The sequence below is a fragment of the Bacillus solitudinis genome (assembly GCF_002797395.1).
Classification (GTDB): domain Bacteria; phylum Bacillota; class Bacilli; order Bacillales; family Bacillaceae_D; genus Halalkalibacter_A; species Halalkalibacter_A solitudinis.
The window spans coordinates 423218-438704 of record NZ_KZ454943.1; the positions used below are offsets into that span (position 1 = coordinate 423218).

The following is a 15487-nucleotide window of genomic DNA, read 5'->3' on the forward strand; positions in this document are numbered from 1 at the left end:
GTCATGAAGTTAGTGATGTTGTTGCTTAGTTATATCTTTACCGATTAAAACAACACTAGACTGCACAACATTTGTCAGTCAACTTTCCAACAAAAAAACATCACCGCCACAAGGGCAGTGATGTTCCATGAAATTAATAATATGTTTTAACTGTTTCAGCACATGATAAACAAAGACCTTTGTGTTCTTCATTCTGACCAACAGTTGGTGAAACAATCCAACAACGTTCACATGTTTGCCCTTCTGCTTTTTGAACGACAATGGCAAGATTTTCAAAAGTTACGGCCTGTTCAGGAGCTTCACTAATATCTCCAGCAAGCTGTACATGGGAAACAATAAATAACTTTTCCAATTGTTCCACACGTTGTAATAAATCTCGAATTTCTCCGTTTGCATATAATGTGATAGAAGCAGTTAATGATTTACCGATAACTTTCTCGTTACGTGCTTGCTCGAGTGATTTTAGAACATCATCACGAATGGACATAAATTGATTCCATGTTGCCTTAAGTTCCTCAACATCACCGAACGACTCGACTTCTGGCATATCAGTTAACTGAACGTTCTCTTCTTTCTCACCAGGAATATGCTCCCATACTTCATCGGCAGTATGAGAAAGAATTGGTGAGACAAGCTTCGTCATCGCCACTAATACTTCATACATAACCGTTTGAATGGCTCTTCTCGCTAAGTGATTTTCATGCTCAATATATAATGTATCCTTCGCTAAATCCATATAGAATGAGCTTAATTCAATTGTAAAGAAGTTATGAATCGTATTATACACGGTTGAAAATTGATAATGCTCATAAGCTGTTTTTACTTTTTCAATGACCTCATGAAGCTTAACGAGAATAAATAAATCTACCCCTTTTAGCTCGCTTGCCTCTACACGGTCCTGGCTTGGATTAAAGTCATGCAAATTACCAAGAAGGAATCGGAATGAATTCCGGATTTTTCGATAAGATTCAGACACTTGCTTTAAGATTTTATCTGATACCCGAACATCCGCTTGATAATCAACAGAAGCAACCCAGAGTCTTAGAATGTCTGCGCCTAGCTGCTTCATTACATCGTTTGGAATAACCGTATTACCAAGTGATTTACTCATTTTACGTCCTTCACCATCAAGTACAAAACCATGACTTAAGACACCTTTATACGGCGCTTTTCCTGTAACAGCTACACTCGTCGATAAAGATGAATTAAACCACCCTCGGTATTGATCAGAACCTTCTAAGTATAAATCTGCTGGACGTTGTAAGTCATCACGCTCTTCAAGGACCGCTTGATGCGAAGATCCTGAGTCGAACCATACATCCATAATATCCATTTCTCGTGTAAAGCTTCCATTTGGGCTATGCTTTGAGGTGAAGCCTTCTGGTAGTAGTTTAACTGTATCCCACTCAAACCAAATATTTGATCCATGCTCTCGAAATAGTGATGATACATGATCAATGGTTTCATCCGTAATAATTGGTTCGCCGTTCTCACCGTAGAAAACAGGAATCGGAACTCCCCATGCGCGCTGTCTAGAAATACACCAGTCTCCACGATCACGAACCATGTTAAACAGTCTGGTTTCACCCCATGTCGGAACCCATTCAACTTCTTGAATTGCTTTTAATAATTCCGTTCGGAAATTTTCAATTGAAGCAAACCATTGGGCCGTAGCACGGTAGATAACAGGCTTTTTCGTTCTCCAGTCATGGGCATAGGAGTGTGTGATAAAGGTTAATTTTAATAAAGCACCTAATTCATCAAGTTTCTCTGTTATCGGTTTATTAGCCTTATCATAGAACAATCCTTCAAAGCCAGGAGCTTCCTCCGTCATATTCCCTCTATCATCAACGGGACATAAAACATCAAGTCCATATTTTTGTCCGACAATGTAATCCTCTTCACCATGACCAGGTGATGTATGCACACAACCAGTTCCAGCATCAAGTGTTACGTGATCGCCACAAATGACAAGTGAATCTCTTTCATAAAATGGATGTTTGGCCACAACGTATTCAAGTTCTGCACCTTTCACAGTCTTAACTACTTCATAGTTTGCCCATTCAAATTCGGTTACAAGTGATTCTAAAAGTCCTGAAGCCACAATATATTTCTTTTCTTGAACAGAGACAACACTGTATTCGAGGTCAGGATGTACAGAGATGCCCAGGTTTGCTGGAATTGTCCAAGGAGTTGTCGTCCAGATGATAATCTTTTCATCCCCTTCAAGAATCCCTTTACCATCCTTGACATCAAATGCTACATAAATAGAGGGAGAACGTTTATCATGATACTCAATTTCAGCTTCTGCCAAAGCTGATTCAGAGGATGGAGACCAATAGACAGGCTTCTTCCCTTTATAGATATAACCCTTTTTTGCCATGTCACCAAATACTTTGATTTGTTGTGCTTCATACTGTTTATCAAGAGTAATATAAGGGTTCCACCAGTCGCCTCGCACACCTAAGCGTAAAAACTGCTCACGTTGACGTTCCACTTGTTCAAGAGCATACTTCTCACAAAGCTTACGAAACTCAGCAACAGCCATTGCTTTACGATTTACCTTACCATTTTTTGTTAACGCTGTTTCAATTGGTAAACCATGCGTATCCCACCCAGGAACATAAGGAGCATGAAAACCTGACATTGATTTATATCGAACGATAAAGTCTTTCAATACTTTATTTAACGCATGACCCATATGAATGTCTCCATTGGCATATGGAGGTCCATCATGCAAGACGAATAATGGTCGTCCCTCTGTTCTCTTTTGAACTTTTTCATAGATATTAACGTCTTTCCATTGCTGTTGTCGCTCTGGCTCACGATTTGGAAGATTTCCTCGCATTGGGAATTCCGTCTTAGGCATTAATAATGTTTCTTTATACTCCATGTTTTAACTCCTCCTAAATTATAGACATGTTCAAGTTGAACAGTCACTTATACATAAAAAAAAAGCCTTCTCATCCCAAATAGGGACGAGAAGACTACCCGTGGTACCACCCTAATGAATAGATACTACATCTACCCACTCTAGCATTCATAACGCGAATGAACCGTTGCCGCCTACTAAATAAAATAATTCGTTCAGGGCAAAACTAAAGGGTGATATTCCGATTATCGTTGTGTTCAGGCTCACACCAAACCCTGAATCGCTTTTCACAATCATATAATCATACTGTCCCTCTCATGGTCTGTTTCGTATCGAATTAATGATAATTATTATATGATAGCACTGACTTAAACGCAAGTCATTCTAACGTTCTTCGTAAACTGATTTTTCCTCTTCTTCGGTAAATTTTTCCCAATCATCTGTTTGGAGCATCTCAAGCTGTGCTTCAATCAACATTTTAAACCGCATTTTATAAACAGATGCTTGCTTTTTAAGTTCTTCCATTTCCATCATTATTTTTCGTGATTTTGACAATGAATCGTTAATTATTCGATCCGCATTTTTCTCCGCTTCTTTCACAATTAGCTGTGCTTCCTTTTGAGCGTTTCGACGAACCTCTTCTGCTGATTCCTGTGCAATCAATATAGACTTATTCAATGTGCCTTCAAGATTATTAAAGTGCTCAAGTCTTTCATCAAGTAACGAGACACGTTCAAACAATTCTTTTTTCTCACGTAATATTGCTTCATAATCCTTAATGATCTGGTCTAAAAACTCATTTACTTCATCTTCATCATATCCACGAAACCCACGTGTAAATTCTTTGTTATGAATATCTAAAGGGGTTAAAGGCAACTCGGCCACCTCCGGCAAATTATGTATAGTTATTAACGCATACGACCAAAACGCATACGTAACTTATCTTTTTTAGTTTTTCCTTCAATTACAATCACCTTACTTCGGCCATAGCCTCGGACAGATAAATGGTCACCTTCATTTACTTGAAATGAAGTTTGGTTAATAGGTTTCCAGTTAACCTTGACAAGACCCTTTTCTATATATGGGGAGACCTTGGTACGTGATAGCTTGTACACCTCTGAGAGAACGACATCTAATCGTAATGATGATACTGTCGCCGTTTGTTCCTCCCACTCTTCTTTTTGATTAATATGTGCAGAAAAAGGAATTTGATTCAGCGTCACATTAGCTCGACCAATTTGTTTGACATTCCACTCCACATAATCAGCAATCTCAGAAGCAACGATTAGTTGAGCATTTGCTTGGTCGATAATAATATCACCAAATTTCTCCCTTTTAAGACCGATATTCATTAAGGAACCTAGAACATCACGATGTTCAATTATTACAAATTTACTAGGATAATCAATTGAAAACAGCGTTAAGCAATAATCTCGTTCAGTTGGTTCGTAATACGGAGGACATAAAAAAGCGCGTTTTCGTTCAGAATGTAACCCCCCCCCCAAATAAGAAAGACTCACATCGTCATTGTTACCAATGACAGTATGAATAATATCCTGTTCTCTAGGATCCAGAAAGTCTGTTAATTTCATTTGATGTAATGTTCCTACGTCATACTTCCATTCAAGAACTTGATCAACAAATGGTCGTTCTTCTTCTCTGAAATGTTGATAGATACTGCTCATAGTAAAATTCATTCTCCTTACTTAAATCCCAAAAATTGTCTTTACTCCTCCACTTGCAAGACGAATGACAATAATCGCTATAATTGGAGATAAATCAATCATCCCAAGTGGCGGAATGAATCGACGGAAGGGCTCTAAATAAGGTTCAACAATACGTCCTAAAAATTGTCCTATAGAGGATTCTCGGGCATTTGGAAACCACGAAAGTAATATGTAACCAATTATTAAAAATGAATAGATGTATAGTGCATTATAAAGAAGTAATCCGATTGTTTGCATGTTGTTTCACCACCTTTGGTCTAAAGCTATTCGTACCGCTCTTGTAGCATTTCAGTAATTGTACCACTTACATCAACATTATCAGGGGTACATAAAAAGATATTCGATCCTACTTTTTGAATATCTCCTCCAATAGCATACACTGTTCCACTTAAAAAATCGACTATTCGCTTAGCTTGGTCATGAGAAATTCGTTGTAAGTTAATAATGACCGCCTTACGATTTTTTAAATGGTCGGCTATCTCTTGTGCTTCATCATATGTTCGAGGCTCAAGTAAAATAACCTTTGCCCCTTTTTGAATACTTTGCAAGCTAACAACATTTTGTGGAGATTGTTGCTGGGAACGAGAGCGTCGTGTCGGTTCTTCACCCTCAGCACTATCTTCCACATACTCGTCCATTTCTTGTAGTTCATCTTCTAAATCAAAAAAACGTTTAAATTTTGATTTCATCCCCATCTAATTTCTCCTCCTCTACCTTTTTCCTAACCTACAATTGCAGAACCAATGCGAATAAACGTTGCTCCTTCTTCAATAGCAATCTCATAGTCATTCGACATTCCCATGGACAATTCTGTGCATGGGGCAAATGGCAATTGTAAACTATGCACTTCATCACGAAGTACCTTTAACGCTTGAAAGACAGGTCTAGTTCTTTCAGGGTTTTCAAAAAATGGAGCCATTGTCATTAATCCAACTACTTCAATTGTAGGATAGTTTTCTAATTGACGAATAAACGGGATAACCTCATTTGGCTCTAAACCTGCTTTCGTTTCTTCCCCAGATACATTGACTTGAACAAAGCATTTAATGGGATCTTTTTTTGTCTGACGCTTGTCCAATTCTTCAGCAAGAGTTAATCGGTCTAGTGAATGAATGTAGTCGAATTTGCCAATAATTTTTTTTACCTTTCTTGATTGAAGCGACCCTATAAAGTGCCAGACTCCTCTATCGTGAAGAGCTTCCCACTTTTGGACACCATTTTCTGGTCGGTTTTCACCGATGTGGATGACTCCAGCATCCAAAACTGCTTTTGTGACCTCTTCATCCACATACTTAGTCACAGCTATAATTTGAATGGTACTTGGGTCGCGATTTACACGTAAACAAATTTCTTGAATATGTTTATTCAAGTGATCAAGTTTCTCTATTACTGACACAGTTATCCTCCTTTATGACGTAGCCCAATAAAACTCATCATTCTACCAGTTTTTCCAGATTCGGCCCGGTGTGAGAACATCCTCGAGTCATTAGCTGTACAGATAGACGAAACGATGATGTTTTTTTCTTTAACCCCAGCTTCTAGCAGTAACTGCTTATTGACAGTTCTTAAATCAAGCAGATATTTCTGATTTTTATGCTTAATATATGGAACATAACCTAAACGAGAAGGCCAAATTCTATCAATTTCTGCAATAACCCCTTCATCGACCTCATATGCTTTTTTACTAATACATGGTCCTATTGCAACTTTAATTGTATCTAATGAAATCTGTTCTCTTTCAATCCAGAGACGAATCATTTCCCCCCCAATATTAGCAACAGTACCACGCCAACCTGCATGAGCTAAACCAATATAGAAATGACTAGGAGAAAAGAAATACAGAGGCACGCAATCAGCATATAAGCTTGTTAGCAATACATTGGGACGATTAGTATAGATACCATCTGCTCTTTTAATTGCAGAAGTTAAGTCAAAAACGCCTCGCCCCCTATCCTCTTCCGATACCTTTACGACCATGGATTCATGAACCTGTTCTGATCCAACCCAATTTTCAATTGGAAAATCTAATTTTTTAGCTAGAATCCGACGATTAGCTACGACGGTAGGCTGATCATCATTAACGTGTAAGCCCAGATTCAAAGATGAAAATGGGGCTGTACTATATCCACCATCTCTAGTTGAGAACCCTGCAATTATATTTGGAAAGAGTCCTTCCCACTCGGCAATTGAAACAAATTCTTGATGCTGTTGAGTAAAAGGTTCATAACCAGACAAAGTAGACTCTCCCTTTCCAAACATTGATTTTTTAAGTTCCACTAAATTTTAATTATAGTTTACCATATTTTATCGTTTTCAAGAAACGACTTTCTTCTTTCTTTCCCTATCTTCTTTTCGTCGATTGCTGTCCAAACTCCTTTATCTGAGGACGATACGTGTCAGGAACTTCAACTAAAATGACATCTGACCCAATTTTAACAATATTCTTCCAAGGAATGACTACTTCTTCCTTCTCTCCAAAAAAACCCATCATTTTTCCCGTACCACTAATAATCATCGCTTCAATTTGGCCTGATGCTAAGTTTATATCTAAATCATTCATATGACCAAGTCGCTTTCCATTTTCCATATTAACGATATCCTTAGCTTGTAAATCAGATATTTTCATCATTACTCTCACCTCATCTTCTAAGCCTTTCTTTACTATATGCGTAAACATCTCATACTTATGAACAGGAATTGATTTCATCCATAAAAAAGGACTAGCCCTCTTGTTTAGGCTAGTCCTTTTTTATGTTATATTTGCGCATGTTTATTCATTTGTTGTATTGCGGCCTTTTCAAGTCTAGAAACTTGAGCTTGTGAAATTCCGATTTCATCAGCGACTTCCATTTGCGTTTTCCCTTGAAAAAACCGCATATTTAGAATCATTTTTTCCCTATCATTCAAACGAATCATTGCTTCCTTTAATGCAATTTCTTCAACCCAATTAACATCTTTATTTCGTTCGTCACTAATTTGGTCCATCACAAAAATCGGGTCGCCACCATCGTTATAGATTGGTTCAAATAGTGACACTGGATCTTGGATAGCATCTAATGCAAAGACAACATCTTCCTTTGGAACATCAAGAACTTTTGCAATTTCTTGTACAGTTGGCTCTTTTTCACGTTTTTTCTCAGACATAATTTGGTCACGAACTTGTAATGCCTTGTAGGCTATATCTCGTAATGAGCGGGATACTCGAATTGGATTATTATCACGCAAATAACGTCTAATTTCTCCAATAATCATTGGCACCGCATATGTAGAGAATTTTACATTCTGCCCTAAATCGAAATTATCAATTGACTTCATCAAACCAATACATCCTACTTGAAATAAATCATCGACATATTCCCCTCGATTGTTAAAACGTTGAATGACACTAAGTACAAGTCGTAAATTACCACTTACAAGTTTTTCTCTTGCACTGATGTCACCACTTTGCAATTCATGAAATAATTCTCGCATTTCTGTGTTTTTCAAAACAGGTAACTTTGATGTATCTACACCACAGATTTCTACTTTATTTCGTGTCAATTCTTTCCCTCCTAAAGTGGGAGATGATGTCAAGTAAAGTATCTCCGTGAGAGGAAAAAATATGCACGAGTCTTTGCCACTACAATTCAGTAGAAAGCCTCGTGCTTGTCATGACAACGAAATATTGCAAAAAATATTTTTTTACACCATTTTGTTGAATTCCTTTTGTAATCGTTTGATAATTCTTTTTTCCAAACGAGAAATATATGACTGGGAGATGCCAAGCATATCAGCTACATCTTTTTGCGTTTTCTCTTCATCGCCTGCTAGTCCAAAACGCAATTCCATAATTTGCTTCTCTCTTGCATTTAACGTATGTAAGGCTTTTACTAGTAATTTACGATCAACCTTTTCTTCCATACCTTTTGTAATAATATCCTCCTCCGTACCGAGTACATCTGAGAGAAGCAACTCATTTCCGTCCCAATCAATATTTAAAGGCTCATCGAAAGACACTTCTGAACGTGTTTTGTTATTACGGCGTAAGTACATTAAGATTTCATTTTCAATACAACGAGAAGCATAGGTTGCCAATTTAATTTTCTTTTCAGGATTGAAGGTATTCACTGCTTTAATGAGTCCAATTGTTCCTATACTAATTAAATCCTCAATATTAATTCCCGTATTTTCAAATTTGCGAGCAATGTATACAACTAGTCTAAGATTTCTCTCGATTAACATGGAACGTACTGCCTTATCACCTGAGGGAAGCTTTTCTAATAAGACAGCCTCTTCCTCTTTACTGAGCGGAGGAGGAAGTGCTTCGCTTCCACCAATATAATAAATCTCATCTGCTTTCATTCCTAGCTTATACATCATTTTATACCAAAATAATGTAACCTTTAGCTTTAACATATTTCTCCTCCTCTATTAATCTTTACTGTGCGATTCGTTGTGACTGACCAATTAAAAGTTTTGGATGAACTATACATCGATAGGCACCCTCTGGAGAAAGTTCTCGGTCCTGTAAGCCGACTAAGACTTTCGAGGTTTCAATAGAATCCTGGTCACTTTTTATAATAACTTTATCTGGCTTAATAGCTGGTAAAAACGGGGTCGTTTGACCGATGACACGATAAGGGATAATCCTCATTCGATTCATTAGTTCATTTGCTTGGTCAGATGGTTCTGATACATTCTCGCTAAATGAAAGTAATTCTAGAACTACATTTTCACCGAATGCCTCAAATAATAGATTTGCCTCGATAATCATCACAGGCACTTTAGTAATTGGGTCATATAATTGATTTCCACTGTCAATTAGCCCTTGAGTAGAGAAGTGATGTTGATTAATAATGACTTCAATCGTTACTAATTGGTCATATTGAATTTGTTTGATTTCAATAGTTTCCAACCTTTGTTTTGAAAAATACCATAAGAGAGGAAAACCAATTATTACGAACACCCAACTAATTTGACTGCCATACATAGATTTAGTTGTAACTAATCCTGTTAGAATTTCTAAATCTGTTTGCCAAAAGTAATGGAGAGCAAACAGTCCCCCTCCTGTCATAAATGTCACAAAATAAAACATGAGAAGCCCTTGAATGAAAAATGTCATTCGTTTATAGCCAAAGGCAATCAGAACAATGACTGCAGAATACAAAGCTTTCATCCATGGTTGATAAAAAAGATACCCGTATGAAGTGAACATTAAAAATACAACGATTGAAGCAAAGAGAGCCGCAATAATAAAGCGGACTTGTCGAAAAGGTCGTTTTAAAACGAGAGCAGCAAGCGAAATAAGCAAGTAGTCAATACAAAGATTTAAAAACCAAATAACATCCAAATATAAGGTCATACCTAACCTCGCATCTACTGAATTAAAACAAGTATATAACAGATGATAGCTTGAAGTCTGTCAGTTCATGACGAGCTAAAGGCAGTTATTTTGAAAGATTTTCACTTAATCTGTCGGGTTTGAATTGCAGGAATAATATGGGGAATATATTGATAATACAGTTAATTTATAGTGGTAGACCCTGCGAGATTAAATATTAGTTAAAATAGAATTTTTTTTACCTACTATGGTAATAATAAAAAAAAAGCACTAGTTCAATAAACTAGTGCTTCTCTCATCTTATTTTGACCGATTACGACGGTTTCGTAAAAAGGTCGGTATATCTAATGTCTCCATTGGTTCTGTTGAGGAAGGTGAAGGCTGTTGCTGTTGACCTAAACGACTTTCTTTTTGCGTATCTTCTTGGACAGGCTGTGATTTCAGCGATTTAGATTGTAATGGCCGCTGTGGAGACTTCGTTGTTGTTTCCGTATCATCAAAACCTGTAGCAATAACAGTTACAACAATTTCATCCTTTAAGTTTTCGTTAATAACTGACCCGAATATCATATTAACTTCAGAATCTGAGGCAGCTGAAACAATTTCAGCAGCTTCATGGACCTCATATAAACTTAAGTTTGATCCACCTGTAATGTTCATAAGAACACCCTGTGCCCCGTCAACCGACGTTTCTAGTAAAGGACTAGAAATCGCCTTTTTAGCAGCTTCGGATGCTCGGTTTTCTCCAGTAGCGATTCCAATACCCATAAGAGCTGATCCTTTATCACTCATAATCGTTTTTACATCAGCAAAATCTAGATTGATTAACCCAGGTACTGCAATTAAATCTGATATCCCTTGAACACCCTGTCTCAAAACGTTATCCGCTTCACGGAACGCTTCAAGCATTGGTGTATTTTTATCAACAATTTCTAATAATCTGTCGTTTGGAATAACGATTAACGTATCTACTTTTTCTTTTAATGCAGCAATTCCATTTGCGGCTTGATTAGAACGCTTACGACCTTCAAAAGTAAATGGACGAGTCACCACACCAACAGTTAATGCACCTATATCCTTTGCAACCTCTGCAATAACAGGTGCAGCTCCTGTTCCTGTGCCGCCTCCCATTCCAGCTGTAATAAAGACCATATCTGCTCCTCGAAGAGCTTCTTCAAGATGCTCTCGACTCTCTTCAGCTGCTTTTTTACCGATGTCTGGATTTGCCCCAGCACCAAGGCCTCTTGTTAGTTTTCCACCTAATTGAAGTTTAATCTCTGCCTTTGAAAGATGAAGAGCTTGTGCATCCGTATTCACGGCAATAAATTCTACACCTTGAAGGCCATTTTCAATCATTCTATTTACGGCATTGCTACCGCCTCCACCTACACCGATAACTTTGATTTGTGCTAATTGTTCCATATCCATTTCAAACTCTAACATATGAGATCCCCCTAATCAGACTCTAACCTTTTAACGTTTATTCAAAAAAAACTTTAAACCAGTTTTTCATTTTCGTTTTTCCTTTTGTCTTTTCTTCCTTTTTTTCCACCTGTTTATCATGACTCTTATGACTAACTGGTTCCGAATCAAAACTACTAACAGATGCAGCTACTTCTTTTCCTTGTATCTTAACATTTTTATACGCGAACTGGATAAGACCTACTCCTGTTGTATACTGAGGCTCACGTACACCAATGTAATCAGGAATCGCCACGCGTATGTTAGCCTGAAGCATTTCTTTAGCAAGCTCTAACATTCCTGGAATCTTTACTGTGCCCCCCGTTAGAACATATCCGCTCGGAAAATCTTTGTAACCTAACCGAGTTATCTCACGGTAAATCAGTTCAAAAATTTCTTCAATTCTCGGCTCTATGATATGAGCCAATTCAAATTGAGAAAACTCATCACTTTCACCACTTCCTATAGCAGAAACTGTGAAACACTCTTCTTCTGAAGCTTCGTCTATATACGAATGACCATACTTCACTTTAATTCTTTCAGCTTCTTCCGTTGATACCCTAAGTCCAAGTGCAATATCATTTGTTATATGGTCTCCACCAATTGGTAATACTGAAGTAGATTGAAGAGAACCTTGTTCAAATACTGATATTGTAACTGAACCCCCACCAATGTCAATTAAACAGACACCTAAACTTTTCTCATCTTTTGACACGGAAACAGCGCCAGAAGCTAAAGGTTGCAGACAAATATCAGCGACTTGTAATCCCGCTCTTTCAACACAGCGGAGAAGATTATGTAATATTGTTTTAGAACCAGTAATAATGGTACCATCCATCTCAAGGCGAACGCCAATCATACCTCGCGGATCATTTATTTCATCTAATCCGTCCACGATGAATTGCTTAGGAATAACGTCAATAATTTCACGTTCTGGTGGAATTGAAATAACTTGTGCAGCTTCAATAACACGGGAAATATCTTCATCTCCAATTTCACGATCAGGACTTGAAACAGCTACGACCCCGTGACAAGGTTGCAATTGAACATGATTTCCGTTCACTCCTACTATTACTTGTTTTATTGAAAGTCCTACCATTCTCTCAGCCTGTTCAACTGCTCGGCGAATGGATTTAACTGTCTCATCAATATCAACAATAGACCCCTTCTTTATTCCTTCAGAACTAGCCGTCCCTACTCCAATGATATTAATGGTCCCACTTGTCATTTCCCCTATGATGACTCTGACATTGGATGTACCGATGTCTAAGCTTACGTAAATCTCGTTGTTGTTCAACTGTGGCACCTCCCTTAAAAGTATTAGCGTTTCATCTAGTATAACGTAAGGGTTTATTTAACAACTTTTCTGAGAATTTTATCCAGCAAAATGTTTAAAGCCTCATTATATATAGAGTTATTCTACAAGAAACGCTTGTTTCCTCTAATTAACGCTTATTTTCTTGATTTTTTCAATACTTCCTTTAAAAACTCATTTTACTAATCGATTTTTTTAATTTCCTACATGACGTTCGCTTCTTTTTGCTTCCCATCTAGAAAGTATTAATCGCCGAATAACAGCAATATTATTAAATAAACGAACACCAAAAGCAAAGATAGCAGCTAAGTATAAGTCTACACCAAGATGGACACCTAGAAAAGCCAAACCTGCTGCTAATAAAATATTAAAAAAGAAACCAGTAACAAAAACATTAGAATCAAACGTTTCCTGTAAATGCGCTCGTACTCCTCCAAATAACGTATCCAGTGCTGCTAATACAGCAATAGATAGGTAGCTCGAGTACTCTGTAGGTACTCGAAATTCGGTCATAATACCTAAGAGTATCCCTAATATTAACCCAATAATTGGTAGCCACATTGATCATTAGTCCTCCTTTACTTCCTCCATATACCTCACGCGAGGCGTTCGATCGTATGCTGGCAGAACCAATTCATCAACCATCTTCACTTCAAAACTGTAACCCTCTAGCTCAAAAAACTCGATTGATTCCGATACAACCATATGATTATGAAGTCGCTCTTGTTGGTCAGTAATCACCTTTATTTCTAACGGTAGTGGGGGAATTCGCCTTGTATTCAAATGAGTAATTCCATTTACATTCCGAAATGCAGACGTCGATATAATCCGTTCATTTTCTACAGCAATTTCCTTTGCACCATATATATTTAATTCATTGATTAAATAACGAAACAATTGGGGTTGAGGTGTTTTTCGACTTTCTTGGAAATAAAAATCACTAAAAATAGAATCGATTGTTATAATTATTCCATTCCCTTTTTTCTCTGTGAGACCAGCTTCTTCAAGGAGTATATTAATTTGTTCATCTAGTACTTCACTAATATCGTCATTTCTATTTTCTAAAGACGTCTCATATTGAAAGAGCAAGGAACGGTTCTTTTCGATTTCTGCATTTAGTTGTTGGCGCCGCCCTTGTTCTTGAATAAGCTCTTTTCTTAGTTCTCGTATATCTCGCGTATCACGTACAATTGGATCATGAGTTGTTTTAAACTGAATAGCTAGCATGAAGCCTATGATGAGGGTTATAAACGTAAAAATCCATTTTCTATCCATGCCGTGTTTCACCCTCTCTCCGTTAAATAAGGATCGAGTTTAATCACGTCTTTTCTCTGAACTCTTACGCTTATTTCATCGTTTAGTAATTTATCCTTGACTCCACCAATTATTCCTAATGATGCCTCTAATTTTTCAGAGTCTCCAATAGCTGTTATTACAAAGGGAGCTTGCGAAACATTCCCATCTACCATAATAACCGGACCTGCACATTGTATATAGGATTGGTGTGATAATCGGTACCCATTTACTGCAATTGCTTCTGCCCCCGATACATACAGCTCGTGAACGACTTCCTGTATGTGTACTTCATGGACGATATAATCATTAACATTTGCTCCTTCTGGAACATAGGACGCATCCTCGAGAGAAATTTCTATTCCAGGACCTTTTACTTCCACATTGCCAACTAGCTTTCTTAAACGCTCTAAATCTTCTAATAAATTGGCCGTAAGTACCTCTTGCTCCTCATCTTGCATTGAAAGGTCTTCTTCTAGAGCTCTTATTTCAGCTTGATATGTTCGTAAATCTTCTTGAAGTTTTAAATTTGCAGTCTGTTCCATAATTATTTGACTTCGTAGCTGATCCTCATGCCTCCATTCACGCTCATAGCCGGGGTTAAGTTCAGCCTGTCTTTCATTTGTAAGTTCATAGCTCACCGCCAAAATAAAACCAGTAACAAGCAGAACGAAGGATAGGATAGCATGTTTACCCCTCACCTTCACTTTGTTCTTCCTCCTCATGTGAAAATTCTTCGAAATACGGGCTCATTCGCATATGGATAATGCCTTCTTTTTCAGGTTCGATTTCACGAACGATAGCAGCATACGGAGCCATCCGATCAGAAAACTGACGAATGGTTGAATGAACCTCAAAGCCATCATTCATATACAATGTGATATAGAACGGATCCGTCTCTGTAGGTGTATAAAAAATTTCAGATATTCGTTCGACTATTTGTTCTGGCATTTTTGATAACTCAGCAGCCAATTCGGTTAACTCACTCCCCTGTTTCCAATCGACTAGGATCGGGGCATCAGATGGAAAATCATGACGCTCTAATGGAGATAAAAACGTACCTGAAGCTAAAATCGGATAATATTTCCCTCCAGAGAGCAAATAACCTACACGTGGATGTTCTGATATAGTAATAACAACTTTATTCGGAAGCTTGCGTGTAATAGTAGCAGCTGAAACTTCTGGAGTACTTTTTATATTTTCGACTCTATTATCTTCATTAAGATTCCAAATACTTGTCCCAATCATTAATCCACTTAACTCAATGATTAACTCATCGCGAACAAGGTAATTTCCCTCTACCTCAATCGTTTTTATTTGACTCAAAGGCGATTGGAAATAAACCATTAAGACAATAAAGAAAAAAAACAATATTAAACAAAATAATAGTCGCTTATTAGCTCTCTGTTTTCGTTGTTCCTTTATAGAGGGGATCCGTTCATTCATTGTAACGACTTTGTCCGTGCTCATTAGTTTACCCCCGGTAATATATTCATGTT

Annotated in this window: 17 protein-coding genes and 1 other annotated feature; all 17 genes read right to left on the reverse strand. The window is 37.5% G+C overall.

Going from position 1 to position 15487, the window contains the following annotated elements:
* Nucleotides 1-133: 133 nt before the first annotated feature.
* The 17 genes from ileS to CEF19_RS02185 all read right to left on the reverse strand — a co-directional run bounded on the left by ileS (nucleotide 134) and on the right by CEF19_RS02185 (nucleotide 15458).
* Complete coding sequence (gene ileS / locus CEF19_RS02105) at nucleotides 134-2893, reverse strand: isoleucine--tRNA ligase (protein ID WP_100404546.1); 2760 nt, start codon at nucleotides 2891-2893, stop codon at nucleotides 134-136.
* A 78-nt stretch (nucleotides 2894-2971) separates the two neighbouring features.
* Nucleotides 2972-3200 (reverse strand) — a binding site (T-box leader).
* 56 nt (nucleotides 3201-3256) lie between these two features.
* Nucleotides 3257-3748 carry a DivIVA domain-containing protein gene (locus CEF19_RS02110; RefSeq protein ID WP_100404547.1) on the reverse strand — a complete coding sequence of 164 codons (492 nt, stop codon included), beginning with the start codon at nucleotides 3746-3748 and terminating at the stop codon, nucleotides 3257-3259.
* A 32-nt stretch (nucleotides 3749-3780) separates the two neighbouring features.
* Entirely contained in the window at nucleotides 3781-4557 is a 777-nt protein-coding gene (locus tag CEF19_RS02115; protein ID WP_100404548.1) for a YlmH family RNA-binding protein, read from the reverse strand.
* Nucleotides 4558-4578: 21 nt separating this feature from the next.
* Complete coding sequence (locus CEF19_RS02120; RefSeq protein WP_100404549.1) at nucleotides 4579-4836, reverse strand: YggT family protein; 258 nt, start codon at nucleotides 4834-4836, stop codon at nucleotides 4579-4581.
* Between the two features lie 26 nt (nucleotides 4837-4862).
* On the reverse strand, nucleotides 4863-5294 hold the full coding sequence (locus CEF19_RS02125; protein ID WP_100404550.1) for a cell division protein SepF: 432 nt from the start codon (nucleotides 5292-5294) through the stop codon (nucleotides 4863-4865).
* A 26-nt stretch (nucleotides 5295-5320) separates the two neighbouring features.
* The gene (locus CEF19_RS02130) at nucleotides 5321-5995 is read right to left on the reverse strand and encodes a YggS family pyridoxal phosphate-dependent enzyme (protein WP_100404551.1); all 675 of its coding nucleotides are present in this window, start codon (nucleotides 5993-5995) and stop codon (nucleotides 5321-5323) included.
* A gap of 2 nt (nucleotides 5996-5997) precedes the next feature.
* Complete coding sequence (gene pgeF, locus CEF19_RS02135) at nucleotides 5998-6834, reverse strand: peptidoglycan editing factor PgeF (RefSeq protein ID WP_227521895.1); 837 nt, start codon at nucleotides 6832-6834, stop codon at nucleotides 5998-6000.
* Between the two features lie 106 nt (nucleotides 6835-6940).
* Complete coding sequence (locus CEF19_RS02140; protein ID WP_100408175.1) at nucleotides 6941-7228, reverse strand: YlmC/YmxH family sporulation protein; 288 nt, start codon at nucleotides 7226-7228, stop codon at nucleotides 6941-6943.
* Nucleotides 7229-7353: 125 nt separating this feature from the next.
* Nucleotides 7354-8139 carry an RNA polymerase sporulation sigma factor SigG gene (sigG, locus tag CEF19_RS02145; protein ID WP_100404553.1) on the reverse strand — a complete coding sequence of 262 codons (786 nt, stop codon included), beginning with the start codon at nucleotides 8137-8139 and terminating at the stop codon, nucleotides 7354-7356.
* 141 nt (nucleotides 8140-8280) lie between these two features.
* The gene (gene sigE / locus CEF19_RS02150; RefSeq protein WP_100404554.1) at nucleotides 8281-8994 is read right to left on the reverse strand and encodes an RNA polymerase sporulation sigma factor SigE; all 714 of its coding nucleotides are present in this window, start codon (nucleotides 8992-8994) and stop codon (nucleotides 8281-8283) included.
* Between the two features lie 22 nt (nucleotides 8995-9016).
* Complete coding sequence (spoIIGA, locus tag CEF19_RS02155; RefSeq protein WP_100404555.1) at nucleotides 9017-9940, reverse strand: sigma-E processing peptidase SpoIIGA; 924 nt, start codon at nucleotides 9938-9940, stop codon at nucleotides 9017-9019.
* Between the two features lie 279 nt (nucleotides 9941-10219).
* Nucleotides 10220-11362, reverse strand: coding sequence for a cell division protein FtsZ (ftsZ, locus tag CEF19_RS02160; RefSeq protein ID WP_100404556.1), 1143 nt, complete (start codon nucleotides 11360-11362; stop codon nucleotides 10220-10222).
* Nucleotides 11363-11399: 37 nt separating this feature from the next.
* Nucleotides 11400-12677, reverse strand: a complete 1278-nt coding sequence (ftsA, locus tag CEF19_RS02165; RefSeq protein WP_100404557.1) for a cell division protein FtsA — start codon at nucleotides 12675-12677, stop codon at nucleotides 11400-11402.
* A 213-nt stretch (nucleotides 12678-12890) separates the two neighbouring features.
* Nucleotides 12891-13256: a small basic family protein gene (locus CEF19_RS02170; protein ID WP_100404558.1), complete on the reverse strand. Its 366-nt coding sequence runs from the start codon at nucleotides 13254-13256 to the stop codon at nucleotides 12891-12893.
* A 6-nt stretch (nucleotides 13257-13262) separates the two neighbouring features.
* Complete coding sequence (locus tag CEF19_RS02175; protein WP_100404559.1) at nucleotides 13263-13970, reverse strand: DUF881 domain-containing protein; 708 nt, start codon at nucleotides 13968-13970, stop codon at nucleotides 13263-13265.
* 8 nt (nucleotides 13971-13978) lie between these two features.
* The gene (locus CEF19_RS02180; protein ID WP_100404560.1) at nucleotides 13979-14695 is read right to left on the reverse strand and encodes a DUF881 domain-containing protein; all 717 of its coding nucleotides are present in this window, start codon (nucleotides 14693-14695) and stop codon (nucleotides 13979-13981) included.
* A complete protein-coding gene (locus CEF19_RS02185; protein ID WP_100404561.1) occupies nucleotides 14679-15458 on the reverse strand; it encodes a cell division protein FtsQ/DivIB in 780 nt (259 codons plus the stop codon). Before CEF19_RS02185 ends, CEF19_RS02180 begins: the two co-directional genes overlap by 17 nt.
* Nucleotides 15459-15487 lie beyond the last annotated feature (29 nt).

What these genes read in the sequence shown, in the direction of transcription:
- ileS (WP_100404546.1), bottom strand. Translation starts at nt 2,893, where the DNA reads ATGGAGTATAAAGAAACATTATTAATGCCTAAGACGGAATTCCCAATG.
- CEF19_RS02115 (WP_100404548.1), bottom strand. Translation starts at nt 4,557, where the DNA reads ATGAGCAGTATCTATCAACATTTCAGAGAAGAAGAACGACCATTTGTT.
- CEF19_RS02120 (WP_100404549.1), bottom strand. Translation starts at nt 4,836, where the DNA reads ATGCAAACAATCGGATTACTTCTTTATAATGCACTATACATCTATTCA.
- CEF19_RS02125 (WP_100404550.1), bottom strand. Translation starts at nt 5,294, where the DNA reads ATGGGGATGAAATCAAAATTTAAACGTTTTTTTGATTTAGAAGATGAA.
- CEF19_RS02140 (WP_100408175.1), bottom strand. Translation starts at nt 7,228, where the DNA reads ATGATGAAAATATCTGATTTACAAGCTAAGGATATCGTTAATATGGAA.
- sigE (WP_100404554.1), bottom strand. Translation starts at nt 8,994, where the DNA reads ATGTTAAAGCTAAAGGTTACATTATTTTGGTATAAAATGATGTATAAG.
- spoIIGA (WP_100404555.1), bottom strand. Translation starts at nt 9,940, where the DNA reads ATGACCTTATATTTGGATGTTATTTGGTTTTTAAATCTTTGTATTGAC.
- ftsZ (WP_100404556.1), bottom strand. Translation starts at nt 11,362, where the DNA reads ATGTTAGAGTTTGAAATGGATATGGAACAATTAGCACAAATCAAAGTT.
- CEF19_RS02170 (WP_100404558.1), bottom strand. Translation starts at nt 13,256, where the DNA reads ATGTGGCTACCAATTATTGGGTTAATATTAGGGATACTCTTAGGTATT.
- CEF19_RS02175 (WP_100404559.1), bottom strand. Translation starts at nt 13,970, where the DNA reads ATGGATAGAAAATGGATTTTTACGTTTATAACCCTCATCATAGGCTTC.
- CEF19_RS02185 (WP_100404561.1), bottom strand. Translation starts at nt 15,458, where the DNA reads ATGAGCACGGACAAAGTCGTTACAATGAATGAACGGATCCCCTCTATA.